Origin of the sequence: Vibrio sp. 10N.286.49.B3 (assembly GCF_002873395.1) — a bacterium.
Taxonomy (GTDB): Bacteria; Pseudomonadota; Gammaproteobacteria; order Enterobacterales; family Vibrionaceae; genus Vibrio.
This window is the reverse complement of sequence record NZ_MCUV01000011.1, coordinates 107,712-126,968: the sequence shown is the minus strand read 5'-3', so window position 1 is coordinate 126,968 and position 19,257 is coordinate 107,712. Positions and strand designations below refer to the sequence as shown.

17 protein-coding genes and 1 pseudogene are annotated in these 19,257 nt (G+C 37.3%); 10 read left to right on the top strand and 8 right to left on the bottom strand.

Annotated elements, in window-relative coordinates; translation table 11 throughout:
- Positions 1-77: 77 nt before the first annotated feature.
- A complete protein-coding gene (locus BCU68_RS06495) occupies positions 78-578 on the bottom strand; it encodes a transposase (RefSeq protein ID WP_277868779.1) in 501 nt (166 codons plus the stop codon).
- A 207-nt stretch (positions 579-785) separates the two neighbouring features.
- Here BCU68_RS06495 and BCU68_RS06490 point away from each other — a divergent pair, with 207 nt between their 5' ends.
- On the top strand, positions 786-1,616 hold the full coding sequence (locus tag BCU68_RS06490) for a class I SAM-dependent methyltransferase (protein WP_102563971.1): 831 nt from the start codon (positions 786-788) through the stop codon (positions 1,614-1,616).
- Positions 1,617-1,912: 296 nt separating this feature from the next.
- On the opposite strand, the gene BCU68_RS06485 is transcribed toward BCU68_RS06490, so the two are convergent.
- Complete coding sequence (locus tag BCU68_RS06485) at positions 1,913-2,116, bottom strand: hypothetical protein (RefSeq protein ID WP_102563970.1); 204 nt, start codon at positions 2,114-2,116, stop codon at positions 1,913-1,915.
- 434 nt (positions 2,117-2,550) lie between these two features.
- On the opposite strand from BCU68_RS06485, the gene BCU68_RS06480 reads away from it, so the two are divergent.
- Positions 2,551-3,444, top strand: coding sequence for a sensor domain-containing diguanylate cyclase (locus BCU68_RS06480; protein ID WP_102563969.1), 894 nt, complete (start codon positions 2,551-2,553; stop codon positions 3,442-3,444).
- Between the two features lie 442 nt (positions 3,445-3,886).
- Here BCU68_RS06480 and BCU68_RS06475 read toward each other — a convergent pair whose 3' ends face one another.
- Positions 3,887-4,453: a hypothetical protein gene (locus tag BCU68_RS06475; RefSeq protein ID WP_102563968.1), complete on the bottom strand. Its 567-nt coding sequence runs from the start codon at positions 4,451-4,453 to the stop codon at positions 3,887-3,889.
- 144 nt (positions 4,454-4,597) lie between these two features.
- Here BCU68_RS06475 and BCU68_RS06470 point away from each other — a divergent pair, with 144 nt between their 5' ends.
- Both BCU68_RS06470 and BCU68_RS06465 read left to right on the top strand, forming a co-directional pair.
- Positions 4,598-5,200 (top strand): hypothetical protein, encoded by a 603-nt coding sequence (locus tag BCU68_RS06470; protein ID WP_102563967.1) that lies wholly within the window; start codon positions 4,598-4,600, stop codon positions 5,198-5,200.
- Between the two features lie 442 nt (positions 5,201-5,642).
- The gene (locus BCU68_RS06465) at positions 5,643-6,026 is read left to right on the top strand and encodes a 3D domain-containing protein (protein WP_102563966.1); all 384 of its coding nucleotides are present in this window, start codon (positions 5,643-5,645) and stop codon (positions 6,024-6,026) included.
- Between the two features lie 74 nt (positions 6,027-6,100).
- Here the strand turns inward: BCU68_RS06465 and BCU68_RS06460 are convergent, their stop codons facing one another.
- From BCU68_RS06460 to BCU68_RS06440, 5 genes are all read right to left on the bottom strand, one after another.
- Positions 6,101-7,021, bottom strand: coding sequence for a biotin-dependent carboxyltransferase family protein (locus BCU68_RS06460; RefSeq protein ID WP_102563965.1), 921 nt, complete (start codon positions 7,019-7,021; stop codon positions 6,101-6,103).
- A complete protein-coding gene (gene pxpB / locus BCU68_RS06455) occupies positions 7,011-7,703 on the bottom strand; it encodes a 5-oxoprolinase subunit PxpB (protein ID WP_102563964.1) in 693 nt (230 codons plus the stop codon). Before pxpB ends, BCU68_RS06460 begins: the two co-directional genes overlap by 11 nt.
- Positions 7,693-8,439: a 5-oxoprolinase subunit PxpA gene (locus BCU68_RS06450; protein ID WP_102563981.1), complete on the bottom strand. Its 747-nt coding sequence runs from the start codon at positions 8,437-8,439 to the stop codon at positions 7,693-7,695. The genes pxpB and BCU68_RS06450 overlap by 11 nt, the downstream gene beginning before the upstream one ends.
- 441 nt (positions 8,440-8,880) lie before the next feature.
- A complete protein-coding gene (locus BCU68_RS06445; RefSeq protein WP_102563963.1) occupies positions 8,881-10,791 on the bottom strand; it encodes a trypsin-like serine protease in 1,911 nt (636 codons plus the stop codon).
- A gap of 573 nt (positions 10,792-11,364) precedes the next feature.
- A complete protein-coding gene (locus tag BCU68_RS06440; RefSeq protein ID WP_277868778.1) occupies positions 11,365-12,330 on the bottom strand; it encodes a serine hydrolase in 966 nt (321 codons plus the stop codon).
- Between the two features lie 283 nt (positions 12,331-12,613).
- On the opposite strand from BCU68_RS06440, the gene BCU68_RS06435 reads away from it, so the two are divergent.
- The 6 genes and pseudogenes from BCU68_RS06435 (at position 12,614) to BCU68_RS06410 (ending at position 19,255) form a co-directional block, all read left to right on the top strand.
- Positions 12,614-13,030, top strand: a complete 417-nt coding sequence (locus tag BCU68_RS06435; protein WP_102563961.1) for a hypothetical protein — start codon at positions 12,614-12,616, stop codon at positions 13,028-13,030.
- Positions 13,031-13,155: 125 nt separating this feature from the next.
- Positions 13,156-13,580, top strand: a pseudogene (locus tag BCU68_RS06430) (LysR substrate-binding domain-containing protein); the annotation flags it as partial.
- A 408-nt stretch (positions 13,581-13,988) separates the two neighbouring features.
- Entirely contained in the window at positions 13,989-14,927 is a 939-nt protein-coding gene (locus BCU68_RS06425) for a hypothetical protein (RefSeq protein ID WP_102563960.1), read from the top strand.
- 364 nt (positions 14,928-15,291) lie between these two features.
- Positions 15,292-15,570: an SDR family NAD(P)-dependent oxidoreductase gene (locus tag BCU68_RS06420; protein WP_133126131.1), complete on the top strand. Its 279-nt coding sequence runs from the start codon at positions 15,292-15,294 to the stop codon at positions 15,568-15,570.
- A gap of 213 nt (positions 15,571-15,783) precedes the next feature.
- Complete coding sequence (locus tag BCU68_RS06415) at positions 15,784-16,857, top strand: replication initiation protein (RefSeq protein WP_102563958.1); 1,074 nt, start codon at positions 15,784-15,786, stop codon at positions 16,855-16,857.
- A 1,159-nt stretch (positions 16,858-18,016) separates the two neighbouring features.
- Positions 18,017-19,255 carry a ParA family protein gene (locus tag BCU68_RS06410; protein ID WP_102563957.1) on the top strand — a complete coding sequence of 413 codons (1,239 nt, stop codon included), beginning with the start codon at positions 18,017-18,019 and terminating at the stop codon, positions 19,253-19,255.
- The last annotated feature ends 2 nt before the right edge of the window (positions 19,256-19,257 follow it).

The following is a 19,257-nucleotide window of genomic DNA, read 5'->3' as shown; positions in this document are numbered from 1 at the left end:
CGCTCGCTCTAAGCGACTGCCGCTCTGACATGCTTCATGGATGAGCGCAACGATATTTTGCCTTTCTTCGGTTGAGGTTAGTAGTCCTCTGGCTCTTCCCCGTAAAAGGCCCTCAGCTTTTTTCTTAGCACCAACAAGGCTGCCGTTTCTGCTAACGCTTTCTCTTTAAAGCGAAGCTCTTTCTTCAATTCTTTGATTTCATGCTTGTCGGCTTTAGCTTGTTTCTTTGCCTCGGCTTCACGTTCCTTCGATGACATGAATCCCTGCATACATTCGCTGCGCCACTGCTGGACTTCTTCTGGGTACAGCCCGTTTTCACGACAGTACTGGCTTAATTCGTTTTCTGTCATAGAAAACGTCGCAGCGACAATGGCTAACTTAGTTTGCGCAGACCAATGCTCTGAAGGGGTATGACTATTTGGCACAACGGCTCCTGATTCTCGAAGTTGTTTACGCCAATAATACAGTGTCGCATCGCAGATGCCTTCTTCTTTTGCTACTTCGACCACAGAGCGAGAGTGTGGGGGCAACAACTTTTTCAATACTGCTTCTTTTCTTTCTTGTGAGTAACGAGATATATTTTCTCTGTTACCGCCCCTCTGATTGGTTAATTTTTAACAGTGACAACTAGCCTGACACAGGGGGGACAGGTCAAGTATCAAAATGTTTTTTAGATAGCGATAATAGATCTTTTAAGTTAAACCGCTATAAAAGGTGACCACTACATACTCTCTTCACTATATAATACGGCACTTAAACTAAATTGTTCCAGTTAGAGCACCAGCATGTATAAAGAACTCGTTAATATCCATGAAAAACCCTCACCATTTTCAAAATACACAGCTAAACAGTTGTGGACGGAACCACATTTAGCAAATCAAATGCTTCAAGCGCATTTAAGCCAAGAAACCCCTATGGCATCTCGTCCTTTAATTGCAATAGAGAGAGTGGTGAACTGGCTAAATAGCAAGTTTGAACTTAATGGAAAATCTGTTTGTGATCTTGGGTGTGGTCCCGGTCTATACGCAGAAAAATATGCAGCTCTTGGCGCAAAAGTGGTGGGATTAGATTTTTCCAAAAATTCGATTGAATTCGCAATCAAGTCTGCAAAAGATAAAAAACTAGATATCTGTTATCAAGAAGCAAACTACCTTGAGGATAAACTGCCAAAGCAACAAGACTTGATATCTCTGATTTACTGTGATTTGTGCGCCCTTTCTTTGCAACAAAGGCAGCACCTATATCGTCAGATCCATGAATCTTTGCAAGCCGATGGAACCTTCGTTTTTGATGTATTTTCATCAGAAGCTTTTCATGCATTTGATGAGAAATCAGCTTTCGGTCCATATTATATGGGAAATTTTTGGTCTGAAGAATATCATTATGTTTTCCATAATGCTTTTAGTTATCAAGATGAACAAATATCACTTGATCACTACACTATTATTGAGGAAAACCGAACATGGGATGTGTATAACTGGCTGCAATACTTTACTCATCAAAGCATTCAGAATGAGCTAAAAGCAAATGGTTTTGAAGTAGTTGAGTTTGTTAATGGTTTTGATGTAGAAGAAAGGAATAACACAACGTTTGGCGTTATCGCTAAACCTGTGTAAGCCTTAGTAAAGATCCGTTCATCTGAATCCTTGCCATAATCGTCCGTTTTGATGTGTTCCTTTAATTGAAAGAAACACATCAAGAAGTAACACTACTCTAAATAATAAGTTATTGCCTCTAAATCTCAATAACTAAGGCATCTGATGAGAAATACTCACAACGGTTTGATAAACAGTGTGCTTAAAGCATTTTGGGCAGGTTTAAGCTAGCCATGTCAACAATCTCGAACAGGGCTAGCATTGAATAAGTATGTTGAAGAGTTCAATATTTAGCATTAACCATTACGATATGTGTGCTATCTAACTTCTGTAATATTGATATTCGACTTGCTAGTATCAACCAAGAAGCTCCACTCTTTATCGAACGCCTCTACAAGAACAGCAAATTGATTGGGAAACCCGTTAAGTGGTGCTGATTTCAGATTATCAATATAAGCTGAAGGTATAGAATACTGACGCTCCATGTATCGTTTGACTTCGATAAAATGTGTATTTTTCATTGCCGATTAGTTCCCTACTGAATCTCAAAGTGTTTTGTCCCGTCAATGAGATACTTACATGCTAATGATTATTAAATCTACTGAACAATAAGAGTAACTGAACTATATGAACATTTTATGTACAAACCCTTCTATTTGTAATGCAGTTCGACTCATGCCGGCTCGAACGGTCATATCATCAATGGTATCCATCACTTAAGTTATTTCAAAACATCAAGCTTCCTTTATTCCCCCCCCTATCTAACTCTACCCTGTAAATTCGCCATTATTTCAAGTCTTCATACTGTGCTAATTCTTAATAATCTGACACAATCACAAATATGAACAAAACTGCATATAGTGATGGAAAAACAACCAACTTATGGCTACTATGAGTTGTTTTATGAGCATTAGTTGGTTTCCATCTAGGAACTTAGATTACTAGGAAAGCTTTTATGGACAAAAGTAGACTTGAAGAATACGAAGCAATCATTACATCCTTACCTGATTTGGTTTTTGTTCTAACTGAGACCGGACGATATGCAGCTGTGTTTGGTGGCGATTATGCAGAGCAATATCATGATGGTTCTTTTCTAGAGAATTTCAGTTTATTTGATGTGCTTTCAAAACAAAAGGCGAATTGGTTTATCGAGAGAATTAAAGAAACCCTTGCGATAAATAAATTACAAATTTTTGAATATTCACTCGCAGCATACGATGTTGACAATATCAACCCTAGCTCAGGTCCAACTGGAGAGCTAAGGTTTGAAGGGCGAGTAAGTCCCCTCAATTCTTTACGTTATGGTGAGCGAGCTGTTGTATGGGTCGCTAGAAATATCACTCAGCGCTATGAACTAGAGCAACAGTTAACCTACCAAGCCGAGACTGACTCACTATCGAATGCGTTTAACCGCAGAAAGCTATTTAAATGTTTAGATGAAGCCTTTTATAACTTTCAACGCTATAAAGAAGATACTAGCTTTCTCATTTTAGATATTGATGATTTTAAACAAATTAATGACCAGTTTGGTCACCAAGTAGGTGACAGTGTAATACGAAAAATTACAGAGACTTGTCAGTTAGAGCTTCGTCAAACTGATGTATTTGGTCGCATTGGTGGAGATGAATTTGGCGTTATTTTCAAAGGTACAGCAGAAGCAACATTAGCCTTTGCAAAAAGATTAAATGAGCTAGTACAAGCAAACTCTTCAGGATTAAACATCTCCATTAGTATAGGGATCAGTCCATTTAAAGAGAGTGATATTAGTACGAGTCAAGTGTATCAACGAGCGGATGTGGCTTTATATCAATCAAAAAAAGCGGGTAAGAATACCTATTCAGCTCATTGATCAGCTATGACTTTCAAAACTCATGATACCGTATAGATACTTACCGATTAGTCTTAGTTAGAATCTATACCTATCACGTTGAGCATCATACTAGCTAATTATTACTTTATTTTACTCCATGCAATAAACCGTTTTTTCCCTAATAATACATAGGTTAATAACGTGCTCATCACACCAAAAAGAAGCCCTGTCAACCAATACCCTACTAATGATGTCCTGAAAAAATCTATCACAAAATTAGAATCAATGGCTCCAGACCAAAGCAAATATGTCCCGCTTCCTAGAATTACAACTGACATTGCTACCACTACCAATAAATTAACACAGAATAAATACACAAGTTTCACTTTAAAATCCTCACTAACATCATAAATTAGCAACAATTTTAGATAAAATTTGTCTATTATGGCTTTGTTTTTAGCACACTATAGTATTCAGGTAATCATTCAGTAGCAGGGAATGTTGCCTTCCATAAACTCTTTTTTTTAGATGTTCTCTTAAGAATTCCTTTTGTCTTTAATTTTTCTATTTCAGTATTAAATACTGACGTTTCTAGCCCTACTTTATCGAATACGTTGTCGAGTTTAAAATCTTCTGCTCCTACTGATTTTATAGCATCTGAAACTAGGCTTTCAACCTCTGTACTCGATCTAGATATATTTGGTTTAACCTCTGATTTACCCTTAATGTTAAAGCGTATATTGCACTGATGACATTGATATTCAAATGCTTGTTGTAATTTACTATCGTCTGTCAAAAGCTCAAAGAATATAGTACTTTGATCTCGTGTCACTTCACTCGCAATTTTGGAGACTAAACCGATCAGAGCAAAATCGGCTTGATCCTTACCTGATGGGTAGTTATCTATATTACTGTAAAGGCGTTGATGGCATAAAGTTTTTACATTCTGGTCTTTACCAAAAACAAATACTTTATCCAAAATACTTGCTTCTACAGATGTAACGGCTGGCACTCCTATATTCTCCGCATCAATAAAGATAAACTTCATAATCATTCCCTCACTCTGCTTATAGTCAACTATAATCATATTGCATTTTAGGTGTGATGTAATGGGGCTAAAGTCGTAATAACGGCAACAATCACACTAAATCATACCTACGATCTTTCGAACAATTACGTTCTGGAGGTTGCTATGCACATAAATAATTTACTACTCATCGATGCGGATCAATTTCCGCTTGGTCATTACTTTTCAGCGGAGGAACTAGACTATAGCTACGTTATTGCTTCTTCAAATAATCACCATAACTTAGTAAAAAACAATATTTATTATGGTGGAGAAACTCCATCTTTTGCAGAAGCTGCTGACACCTATTTGGTACTAGCTCTAGAGGATGCACTAAAAAATCATTCTATTGACAAAATTACAGCAGCAACGAAAGATAAAAAGTTGATGTATATGCTAATTAATATAGTGGCATGGAAAAATATTAAATGCCCTTTTATTGCTCATCCTCATTGCCAAATGATTAGTGACAAGTGTGTCTGTGAAGGTATTGATTTTTATCACTTAAGCGGTCACAACTCTAATTATGGGAAAACATTAGAGCATGAACTAACGATACATCTTCGTGGTTACCCACTAGGATTAAAATTTAAGACTCTAGCTAGACATTTTGGCATGAGTAGGCAGTATGAACGCTTGACTCGTGCACTAGACTCTCTGATAAGCAAGGGAGAAGTCGCTTGCTATAATGATGTGTATTTTGCTCATCAACCTGACACCTATCAATAGTGAAACTTTACTGATCTAGACTAAGTTGCTTAGTCTAGATCATGATGCGATGAACACACTTACTTTTTAAGAAGAACCAGAACTTCTGTCACACAAAGCCAAATAGCATCTGATAACTACAATTTTATTGGCTCTAGGTGATCTTTTATCCCGTATATAACTATCATATCTCCTCCTTGTACACATAAAATATTGAACAATTATTGTTATGCCTTTTCTTAGTTATCAAAGTTAGCTCTTTACTTACAACACTCTGATATTGTATCAAATATGTCTTATCCTTTAATTGATACGTTAACCCCTCCCTCTTTTTACCGTACTGATGCACCCTTATTTATGGTGAAAATTTGAGTGACAAAAGTGACAAACATAGGTATATATCAAACATCATATTTATGATTAGAAGTAATAAACGAACTCGAAAATAAAGGATTTTTAACCTATGTTGATGCATTTTTGCCTTATTTTATCACTCGTTATAGTTTCTCCTCTAAGTTGGGCTAAAGAAGAAAAGTCTCTAAAAGTTACGGCTACTGCGTATACTTCTAGTGTTGGAGAAACGGATTCAACACCTAATATCGCAGCTTGGGGGGATAAACTAAAACCAGGGATGAAATCTATTGCTGTATCTAGAGATTTACTTGCAATGGGACTGACACGTAACCAAGAAGTAAGAATAAAAGGTTTTCCTGGCACTTATAAAGTCTTAGATAAAATGAATCGACGCTGGACAAAAAAGATTGATATTTATATGGGCAATGATGTTGGTAAAGCCAAGCAATGGGGCAAACGCAATGTTGTCATATATTGGACAGGTAAAAAATAAATGACCTTTCTTGTTCGATTGTAAGTTAAGCTCATCATAAATAATGGCTATTGATAAGCTTAACTTACTTTACACTAATTACAGAAAGTTCGGATAAACAGCCGACGCTCTATTTCTGCTTCACTGATATCCATAGGACGAAACGACACTTCTTGATCCGGTAAACGCTGAGCTAAACGACTTGCCCCTAGCCCACCTAATGTGCCAATTTTTGGATAACCACCAATCGTCTGCCTATCTCTCATTAAGATAATAGGCTGTCCATTACCTGGAATTTGTATAGCACCAAATGCTATCCCTTCCGAAATAATGCCATCACGTTGACAAGAAATAGCTTTTCCATTTAGCCGATAGCCCATCCGATCGATATGCTGTGTAATGCTATAGGTTGAATGAAAAAAGTCCCTTCTCCCTGCTACACTAAAATCATTATATTGGTAACCCTTGATAACCCCTAACTCTAGAGGTTCATCATAATTTTCAATCGCCCATTCTGGCGTCTTTTGATGAACCATTGGTCGGCTTACCAAAAATGGAACAACATCCCCGGCTTTTAAAGGCAACCCTTGGCTATTCATTCCCCCTAACTGCTCACGTATAACCGTTGAGCAACTACCTAACTGAGGAGTGCAAGTGAAGCCTCCTGTCACGCCTAAGTATGCCCTTAGCCCATTGATAGGCTGTTCAAAAGAGAGTTGATCACCAGGTTTAACCGTATAACTACTCCAGACTGCTAGAGGCTTATCATTTAGTCTTGCGCCAAGATCTGCACCAGTTAAAGCGATGTTGGTGGCTTTAGTCACTTCTAATTTCAATAGACCAAAAGTAATTTCTAGCACATTGGTATTAACAGGGTTATTAAGTAGATGATTACACCAATGATAAGCATGCTCATCCATTGGACCACCGTTTGTAATGCCAATATTTTGATAACCAAATCGCCCACTATCCTGAAGAAGCGATAATAAGCCGGGATGAATAACCTTAAACCCCATCAAATGTTCCTCCAAGATCGTGATATTCTGTTTTACTCACCGATTTAAATCTAATCCGATCACCGACATTCAGCTTAGTAAGATTTTTACTTTGCCAATCTAACATTGCTATTGGAGTTCGCCCGATGATTTGCCATCCCCCAGGCGTTGAACTAGGGTAAATTGCCGTTTGGTTATCCGCTAATCCCACACTGCCTGTCGGTACCTTCAGGCGCGGTTTCGCTTTTCTTGGCACAACAATTCGCTTATCGAGACTGCCTAAATATGAAAACCCTGGAGAGAAGCCAATGGCATAGACTCGATACTCTCTGCCTAAATGAATATTAATCACTTCTTCATGAGTCAATTGAGTTAACTGGCTGACAGCTTCGAGATCATAAGCGACCTCTAAACCATAATAAACAGGGATTTCTATCAACTGATGTTCACGATCGAGAAGTGAGGTAGCATTAGCTTCATTGATTGCGTGATGAATTCTCTGCTTAATATCGAAGTAATCGGTTTTATCCAAATCGAAGCAAAGTAAAATTGAAGTGTAGGACGGAACAACATCAATCAATATTGATCCTAGCGATTGATATAAACAATTAACTACGGTTTGAACTTGATGTGAAGTCTCTTCATTAATTCTTTCTCCACAATAGATAATGCAGGTATTTTCATTAATGACTTCAACTCGCATGTGGTTTTCCTGCCGTTATCTCACCAATTTGATGTGCGATGATAGTGGCATGTGGTCCGTCACCATGAATACAAATTGTATCAACCTCCAGAGGCAAGACATCACCATCAATTGTTGTTACTGTGCTTGTCTGTAAGATTTGCTTAATTTGAGCCGTTACCGCTTCCACACTCTCTAGTGTTGCCCCTTTGACAGTCCTGCTCACTAGTAGCCCTTGACTATCATAAGCTCGGTCTGAGAATGCTTCGAACAATAACTCGATTCCGACCTCTTGAGCTAACGACTTAATTATCTTTTGCTGTGGCGTTGCCATAACGACCAATGGAGCGTTTGGTAAACAGTGCTTAACGGCCTGCATAATAAGCTTAAGCACTGAATGATCTTGCATCATTTTATTATATAAAGCCCCATGCGGCTTAACATACTCAACATGGACATTATGCGCTGCACATATTCCCTGCAAGGCACCTACTTGGTAGCAAATGCTTGCCTGTAATTCCTGGGCTGTAAGATTCATATCACGTCGCCCAAAACCCAGCAGATCAGGATAGCCTGGATGAGCTCCAATTTTGGTATGTGTTTTTTTGGCCAATTTAACGGTTTTTTCCATATTGAGAGGGTCTGATGCGTGAAAGCCACACGCAATATTAGCCATATCAATATGAGGCATAACAGCAGAGTCTTGACCAAGAGTCCAATGACCAAAGCTCTCTCCCATGTCACAGTTAATTAAAATATCCGGCTTTGTTTTAGTAATATCCATATTAGCTCTTATTAGCTTTATTAAGTGCTCTCAAAGCATAGCAAATGGAAATCATCGATGATGTAAACCTATCTTTATTTATAGCAGGATAATTGGACTTGATAAAATTAACCAAAATTACGATCAAGGTTATATTGAGTGATCTACTTTTAAGGCTGACAATAAGGCTATTATGATGCTAGGTACGATCTTGAGTTACTACTTTTTATGGAGGGTATTAAGCGGTTTATTCTCAGTATGATGCAATGGTTTCATCATACCAAAGTGTCAAACAAGGGGGGTTGTTTTGGTTTGAAGCACTAGATACATTACTTATCTCGCTGGAGAGTGCTATAGCAAAAGGGACTGCTAAGCTCATGCTTATTCAGTCCCTTTTGACATTTAGCTTAACTGGTTTTCTCGTGAATATTTAACTTATTTCACCTTTCTCATTGTTAGCGCAAGTCCCAAGAAAAGTAATAAAGACCATCCGACTGAACCACCTGAACTACCTGAACTTGGAGGGTCTACAGGATCTACAGGATCTACAGGGTCTACTGGGTCTACTGGGTCTACTGGTTCTATTTCAGACGCTCGATAATTAACAACAATAGGAAGCTCGTATTCATCAGCTTTGACCAAGGCTTTATAAATTCCTGGAGCTATTGAATGATTTTTAGTATTAAAGCCTACGTATAATATTTGTGGCGCAAGGCGAATCACACCGAGTAAAGGATCTGTACTAACATCAATATAACCATTCCATTCTCCATGCTCCCAATAATCTCTTTCATCTTCATCATCCAAGAGAAAGGCCATTGACAGTGACAACTGATGATCGATTGTACTTAAGTGGCCAATATCTATGTAGAATTCTAGCAGCGATTCGTCCGTAATCTCGATATCAATTACAAATTCTTCAGGCAATGTTTCTTTGCTATTGTCGTATTGAGGGCGATCAGCGTTGTCTTTAACTTGAAAGGTTATTTCTGTTGTTTTGTCTTGAGTAATCGAAAAATCGGATTGGTATTCAGATACAGATTCTAGCGTATGATTAAGCGAAATATTGACCGTACAGTACGCAAACTTCTCAAGAATTGATGGGCAATTGTGCGTCAAGGTAAAGTCTTCGATATTGCTTAATTCAGGATAAACGGCTTCGCTCTGCTCTGTTAAGTTTTGTACATCAAAAGTTAGGGTCGGTTGAGTATCACCAATGTAAGCGATCACATTAGGATTATAAGGCATTGTTATGTCATTGATGATTTCTGAATAGAACGGATAATACCCAAGATGCCCTACCCAGTTATCTTGAAAACCGCAGCTTGCGCCAGAAATGGTACTGGCAAAACCTAACGATTGACCAGACTCAGTAAACGCTGGAGTACCAGAGTCGCCCGGATTAATTTGCTGTGCATCAGTCGAACACGAACTCCAATAATTACTCATCATAAAAGGCATTGCAGCAAAGTTAGTACCAAAATCTGTATAATAGTTAATATCGAACGCCTTTAATTGGGTATGAGACATTGTGAGATTTTTAACTTTCATTTTGAGCGGTGATGCTCCGAACGCGTTTTTCCCCCAACCTTGATAATGCACTGTCTCTTGTTTTTTTCCACCCAACACGCCTACAAAGTTTTCTAGAGTGGCACTTTTCGCATCTTCAATGTTATCAGATAAAATCAGCGCACTGTTGACGGCGTGAGATATCGAAACTGGTAACTTAATTATCGCAATATCATTGCTAAATTCGCCTAAATTTAAAATACTGTTATAAGAATAGTAAGACGCAAAATTCGCAAAATTATCGGGATCTCTCGACATCCAATCTTCTGTAAGAAGGTTGAGTTTTGGAACCATTTCGTCTACGAAAACATCATAATAATATTGGTTTTTCTCATCGTTATCTGCCGTAAAAACTTCAACTTTCCCTTGGTAAACTAAGCCGTTAGGATCGTCTTTAACAGGACTTTGATAAATTTGATATTCGTCACCCTGATACCACTCGCCAATTTGGTCATATCTATGAGTACAGTGACGAGCTGTTAATATGTACTGTCCAGAAATGAGCATTCCACCGCACGTTGAGTCGCCTACACGCACTTGGACTACGTGATCTGGATACTTTTCAGGTTCGACGAACTGGAAGTTATTGGCTTCATGGAGCAAAGAACAAATCGCCTCGTTTTCAAACTCGGGTTTAGAGCACGTATCAACGGCATCTTCTTCGCTAAGTGTTGCTGATTTCATGCGACTTTGAGAAATATCTTCTGCTTGCGCACCAACCGTTATTCCTGAGAGTAAAAGCAATAATGGCGTCATTCCTTTTTGTATTAATTTCATAGTTTCCACATCCTGATTGTGATATTTTTTATTTCCACTGATACAAGGTTATCGTGACAGAGTTATCCTGTTTGAACTGTATTTACACTCCTGAACCTTTATCCATGAAAGATTCATAAAGTTGAATTTCATTGTGAAGCACACATTTCAGCTTCATCATCTAAAGTAGCAAGCTTAAAATTCCCACTTTCAGCTTATTTATCAAATAAATAATAACTTATCAAACGTCAATCACTTAATCAAAACCAACTTAATCACATTGTTAATTTGGTCTAACTAAAATCAAAATAAAACGGTTAGATATTATCTTGCCATATAACATGTATGGTAAATCTTACTATCGAAGGTTTAAGCAAAGATAATGAAGTATGAATAGACGTGAAGTGCTTACTTATCACCAGTGTTTTCTGAGGGAGTTCTGTCAAACAAGGGGGGTTGTTTTGGGTTTGAAGCCACCTACACCAGCCAATCATATACCCCTATGAATTGAGTTCTAACAAGTAAGGCCAATAATCTAGTAAACGAGACTAGATTCATTGACCTTACTACTTTTCTAATAATCAATGCAGCTTATTATCGAGTCAGAGCATTTGAAATTTCATTAAAGACCTTCAACATATCCAAATCAAACTCTGGCTTAGATGACACTTCTGGTGATGCTAAACGAACAACTACAACATCTTTGGTTGGGTTAATATAAATAGACTGACCAAACATACCTTTTGCCATGTAAGCACCATCTTCATCATTAATTAGCCAGAAGAAACTGCTATATGCACCACCCGGAATTCGTTCGTCGTATATATTGCCAGCAAATGGTGCTGTATCACCTTGTTCAATAGATTCAACGACAGAAGCAGGGAAGATTTGCTTGCCATCAAATTGACCTCGATTGCCCATAACCTGTCCAAAACGAGCAGCATCACGCGCACTCATGTTTAAGCCGCCAGTCGTCCAAGCAAATGTGTTCGTATCTGTCATTACGTATGTGTGACTTTCTGCGCCAAGTTCTTTCCAGAATAACTCTGCCATTAACTCTTCAAAACGTTTACCTGTAGCTGCGCTTAATATCCAGCCCATTGCATCAGATAACGGGGAGTTATAAACGAAAGTCTTGCCGTGCTCACGTTCCATTTCAATTTTTGGCAGAATACCAAAGACGCCATTTGTTTCTTCCCCCATAGGCCAAGTACCACACGCATTACCGTATTGACGAGCAAAGGGCTGTTCATCCATTAGCGCATTCATGCTTTCATCCCAAGCTGTTCCTGCTGTCATATCTAGGATTTGTTGTACTGTTGCAGAGCCTATCGCTGTCCCTTTTAATTCAGGCACATATTCTTCAGCTAACTTTTCACGCTCAATAACGCCCTGTGAAATTAGAATTTCTGCGGTAAGACCTGTAAATGACTTAGTCATCGATGCAAACCAATGCTGACTACTTTTCATCATGCCATTGTAATACACTTCTTGTTCTATTTTTCCTTTATGTAAGACAACAAAAGCATCAGTATTATGACTTTCAAGTACGTCTTTAATCGTCGCTGATTCGCCGGTTGAGCGTGTAACTTCTAAGCTAGTGAAGTCTTTACTTTCTGTATGCTCCCAGGAAATGCATTCACCAGATGTAACGGATGTCGTTGGTAGTACTTTGCTTACGTTCTGAAAACTCCAACGATTGAATGGGTGCCATACCCAGTTAGTATTTTTTACTTGCTTATCAGCAGGTATTAGATGGCAAGATAGATATAGCTGTTAACGCTATTGTTAAACTCAGTTCACAATTATATGGCTATCAACTTAGTGAAATGCCACTAAGTTTGTGACAACACACAATCATGAGTTGGCTAAAAACGATTACAACATCGGTGATATCTTTGATTACCCACATGTAAGAGTATTCCCAAACGCATTAGGTGAAGGCCTTATTGATGAGTTAGCTATAAAGCTTGGAAAAACGAGACAGGTTGTGACTTCAGCGTCCACTTTTTCAGTGTTATCGGCAATAATTAAAGACTCGGATATTATAGGCGTCTTCGCAACTGGAGCGGCACAGCTACTAGAAAAAGAGGCTTTTTATTCTAAGGTTATTACTGACATTCCACCGATTCCCCTACATTGCTTCTGGCATCAGCGCGTTCATCATGATCCTGCACATCAATTTATTCGTAATTTAGTTATTGATATATCAAAAGCGTTACTTGCAGAGCTTGAGCTGCCAAAGTGCAAAGCTAAGTGAAAAAAGAGTATTTGATGTTATTTATAGCAGGGAGTGGAGGCTTCATCGCGCTTATCTAATCGACCACTATAACGTGTGAGGATAAGAGCCACGATAACTACAACAGCACCAATCCATGGGGTATAACCCTGCATGAAAGACTATTGGGACGTAGCGCCCTGTATGTAGTGGCTTCACCTTATTATTTATCACAACGCGGAGTCCCACAAAAAGTCATGATTTGATCAAATATGACACGATAGGATTTTCTGGTCTTAAAATTCTTAATCATTGAGCCTTAAAAGGATTTACCACATTAAACTCGACCTTAACTTCTAGTAATGGTGACATGGTTAGACAACTAGCTTTAGATGGTAATGCTATCGCCTGTCTATCAGGGCTTATGGTTAATAAAGATATTGAAGAGGGAAGGTTAGTTCGATTGTTAGATAATGAGAAAATAACGAATACAAACAGAGAGCTGGTTAATGCAGTGTTTTATAAATCATCGTCTGTGTCTAAACGTATTTCGGTATTTATTGACTTCATCCAACCTAAACTAGATTTATAGCATGTTAGACGAGAAAAACCAGTGATCAACTTGCTGTCGCTGAGTAGTTCACAAAACTAGCTTGACCTGTCTACTACTTCATACTCTATTCATTAGAATGACACTGGCTTAATAAATTATGTACCTAATTTCTGAGCTAGCCCACAGGGTAGGGGGGACATTTAATAATGAGTCACTGTGAGTGGGAAAATATAGGCTTAATTGTTGCCAATCTGTCAAACAAGGGGGGTGGTTTTGAGTTTGAAAGCGAGTGTAATCCCACCATTAAACTCTTCAATATTTAAACTAAATACTGCATAAACCTCTTATTAACACTATTTAATCCATCAATTTCGCGTGGGGTTGACAGATTTCAGTTTCTGTTAAAATAGCACTATTACTAATAGCAAATATATTGAAGGTGCCCAAATGAGCTTACTTAATCTGTGCAAAAAATTGTACAACATAGTCCTAATTCAAAAAGGTTTTGCGTATGACCATCCTGAATTGACTGATACGGATATCATTGATGCAAGTGTAACATTTCATGAGATGCTGAATAATTATAACTACTGCGACATTAAGGCTTGCTTGTCTAAAGTTTCAAATGAATGCAATATAACGTCAGCCTATCCTGCATTAAATCACATGTTTTATATTTCTTCACTCCATTTACTACAGTTTATGAATAAATACTATTTACCATCTGAAAGTAGCAATATTGTAATAACTGAATTGGTATTACCTATGTTCATTGAGGTAAATGAAGATACTCCTGTTAACGCACTGGACCTTTCAGCAAAATTCCGTATTGAACAATGGTTAAAGAAGAAACTACATAGTTATTGTGAATTAGACAATAATCTAGTTTTTTTGAAGTCTACTCATCGTAAAGTTGAACCATTAGATTTCCAGCATAACCATTTAGTAAAATGTAACTATTTACCAACTGGTAGTTACCATATTGCTATTCCATTTAAAGCCCATAATTTCATTCGAAGGAAGGATTTTATTAATTTAGATACAAGTGAGCTTAGTTTGCTTGAAAATGACATACTAGCGGGGGATCTTTTAATTCAAGGACTAGGTATCAGTAGCGCTATCGAGACACTTATTACACCATTGAAAGTGCAATTTCATCTATTTCTACAAAGCTTACCCACTAGTTCTGACTGGATCATCAGCATCATTCAGTCTAACACGATTGTTATTACAATAGATGAAGTTAACCGTTCATTCTCAGTAGCTGATGAAATTAAAGAATGTTTGATCTATCAAATTCTAACATTTTGCGATAACCAAAACATTGAATTTACACTTGATCTAAGTTCTGATGTTCAAGAACTATTACTTGGAAGTAAACCCTAGTCTTTTAAGTAACAGCAACTACTTGGTCAAAAATACTCCCAAGATATAAATAATAAACCTGTCAAACAAGGGGGGTGGTTTTGAGTATAACTGAAGAAGCTTACCTTTGAGATATACTCATAATCCTCCTTATAAAAATACAAATAGGCAAATTTTCAAGATGAATCCTCCTATTGTACAAATATTCAAGACACTATAATTCTTTTTCGATTTACAAAAGACATCGGCTTTAAATAAGCTCAAATTCAGTGTGAGAATGAAACATGAATCAAAAATAAGCACATAGTGATCACAGGTGCCATGTATGGTATTGGAAAAGATTCAGCTATACAGTTAGCAAAATCTGGAGCAAGAATAACAATTGTTGTTCGTAGCTAGCAAAGGAACACGTATCGTCAATGTTTCTGCGCTTGCTTACGGAACTGTGAAAGGTATGAACTTTAATGATTTACCAACTACTAAAAAGTTTGAGCCACTCAAGGGCTATGCTTACTCTAAATCAGCGAACATTCTCTTTACCAAAGTACTCGCAGAAAGCCTCAAGTCCAAAGGTGTAACATGTAACGTTCTACACCCTGGAGCTGTCAGAACAACACTTGGATCAAAAGATACTGGTTGGTTTCTTACTATTGCTGCTCTTTGATCTACTGTTTTCTACTAATCGTGTAAATAATTTTGGAAATTGATCTCATAAGATTACTCTAGTGCTGTGTACTCGATCAAGCATTCAAAATGCTCTCATACCGGCAAAACACCAGAATTATGTATTTTAAAGCATTTAAAGATGGTGTTTATACTATAATTTTGTAATGCTACACCAGAATTATGTAATCTTTATAGAAACGGATATCAAACGATGGCGACTGACAAACTAAAACCAATGCTAAATGACCTTCTACCTAAACATATCAAGAAGGGGCACAAATTAGTTTTTTCACGCCAGGATCTTTCTAGTAGAGAAGCTGATCTCTTTGCTTTAATGATTGCTAATATGACACCAACTGATTGGGTAGATCAAAGCCCTGTCTATCAATTTGCTTCACATAACCTATCCAAATGGTTAGACCTTGACTCAAAACATATCGGCACCATTTTAAGACCCGCAGCCAAGCGCTTAAATAGTCGAGAAGTGGGCGTAGAGAGTAAATCAGCTAACGGAGATATCGAGTTCCAATACGAAGGTCTTTTTAAGCATATTTCCTATAAGAAAGGGGTGCTAACAATGATCCCTAATGACATGCTTCGCTCTGAATATATTGAGTACAACCAAGGTTTTGCTTTAATCAATACGAAAAATTTTCTTGAGTTAAAGCGAGAGTACAGTAAACGACTGTATGAATTATTGAGCCGTTTTAAAGACAGTGGCACACATATTGGTACACGCTCGATAGAAGAACTTCAGGGGTTATTTGGTCTTCTCACTGAAAGTGGAAAGTTAAAATCAGATAAAACTTCCTTTCGTAACAACGGTGTCTTCCTACAACGCTGTATTAGAGACTCTATTCAAGAGCTGATGGAACACCCACAAACCAGCAAAGAATTAGTCTTCTTTGAGGGGTCAAGTGGGGCAATAGGCTATGAGCCAGTAAAAAACGGCCGAACAATAGTTGCTCTTGAATTTAAAGTACGATGGATAAGTAAGAAAAACCCAATCGTTGAGCTTAATACACAAGATGCAATGCAAGTCGTTAGAGAACTTGAAAACCAGCGTATAACAAAAAATAAAGAGTTAACTATTGAAGAGCTCACTCAATTGAAATTTGCCTATGAGCAACTCGGAACCCTTGAAAAAGTGGCACTTATAGAAGCAAGCATTGAGAAGCGTAAAAACAAAAACGTTGTGATCGAACAGGTTAATCAAGAAGTTGAAGACTTTTTAGCCTCTATAGAAAAGCTAGAATCACATTTCCCAGATGTACCCGACTACTAACTCCTCTCTCCAGATCATTTAAATAATAAGGTAACGAAAAACACCAGCTTTCTGTTACCTTACCTCTATTACACCATAATTGTGTTATTTCAAACTCCCATACACCAGTTTTCTGTTATCTATACGCTTAAATCACCAGTTTTTTGTTATCTAAAGCCAATAAACACCAGAATAATGATCATAAAGAGTAAAAATCTAGCACTAGAAATTGATTACCACTATTTCTAACACCAGTTTTTTGTTATCTAAAGCTAATAAACACCAGAATAATGATCATAATAGGGTAAAAGTTAGCACTAAGCCTCAAATCTCCTCTCTCATACACCAGTTTTCTGTTATCTATAAAACCAACGAACCAGTTAAAAGTGACTAAAAAACAAGCCAATTCAACACCAACTTATTGATTAATATCAAAAAATATCAAAAAATCATAGAGTATCGATAACACCAGTTTTTTGTGATGAATCACTCAATAACACCATAATTTAGATCAATAAACTTGGGTGAACTGAAGAGTAGAGGTATAGAACGCACAACTAATGCATGCTTTATCACCACTTTTACCATTTTTCTTTAAAGTAAGTAGTAAGCAAACGCTTTTACAGAGCTGAGATAAAACAACTAACAAATAATGGTCACATATCCACAAAAATTACTATAAAGCAGCGACTTAAACACCAGAAATATGATCATTTAAGCCAATCTAGCGATCATAAACACCAGTCTAGTGATCTAAAACACCAGAAATATGATCAATGACACCAGTTTTATGATCAACAACACCAACTCAGCGATCATGAACACCAGATATATGATCATATACTCTATTTTTTTCATTTAAAATCAGTCAGTTACAAACCCCAATAGATCTTATAGATTTAATAGTAATAATACATTAAATAGAAAGATAGATTCTTATAGTGCTTGTGGACAAGTGGAAAACTAAAGTTTCCCACGTTGACCACAAAGCGATTCAAATTTTTATTTTGATTCTTTTTAAAGCGAATATTCTGAATCTTTTCAATCAATAAGTTCTCTTATCTATACCAATCAGTAATTTTACGTATTATTGTGATTTTCGCATAGTTTATGTAAAAAATACCTTTATTTGTGAACTAATTCTGCTATTGTAAAGGAACATGAGACTAAGGAAACTTTTATGTTAATTGCTGAACGACTTGAAACCATCGGCCTTAAAATGCAAGAAGAGCAATCGAATCTTCGTGAAGCTCTTAAAGAACGCAGCTTAATGCGCGTATCTGATATTGAGGTTGAAGGTATGGATCGTAGGATCTATAACCACTGTCTAAATAAAACGGAATTACGACATATCGTTGGTGGTTCTCGTCCAACGTTCAATAAATTAATTGATCGTGCAGTATCAGAAGGGGTGATAGCAGAACCTATTTTGCAAAATCGTTCTCATTTGTTTACTCGACAGCATTGTAATGACTTAATTGATTTTTTTGGTTTATCACGTTATTCAGATAAATTTGAACCAACTTGTATCTTGTTTCAAAATCACAAAGGTGGAACAGGAAAAAGTACAACAGCAATTACATTAGCTGAAGCAACAGCATTAGATTTAGATACTAACGCTAACGTACTTCTTATTGATTTAGATCCACAAGGCAGTTCTTCAAAAGATCTCATTCAAACGAATGAAGATGAAGAGGATTACTACCTAACAATGGCAGATTTACTTTGCTGTGATTACGAAGATGGTGATGTTGCAAACTTAATTGATAATGGTGTGGATTTTAGCGATATTGTATTGGCAACTCCATTCTCTACACACCTACCAAATCTAGATGTGATCAGTGCATTTCCGTCAGATGAAAAGTTTAGTGATAAGTACATGACGTTACCTGAAGACAGTAAAGAAGTATTGTTGTCTAAGTTAGCGAATACAGTGATGCCAATCCTTAAAGAAAAATACGACATCATCATTATTGACTTACCACCTCAGGATTCACCGATCACATGGTCTGCAAATGAAGCCGCTGATTGTCTATTCATTCCAATTACACCTCACACTTATGATTATGCAAGTACAACAAATTACATGCTGAGCTTAAGTGCACGTTTGAAGCAACTACCAAGTAAAGGTCAACAAATTAAGTGGGCAAAATTGATGGTTGTTAATCACACCCCGAAAAGTCTGCCAGAAAAACAAATTGTAGATAAATTACTACGAGCTGTTGGTTCAGATATGTTCACATCACATATTGCACATAGTACTGCGTTCATTGCAGCAGCAGAGGCTGGGCGTGGGGTTTTGGATGTCGCTAAATCTGAAGAGCTGTGTCCCAAAGGTCAATATGATCTAGCAATTGACTCTGTCAAATTAGCATATAGTCAGTTCATCAATGAAATTAAGGCTGTGAGTGGTAAATAAGA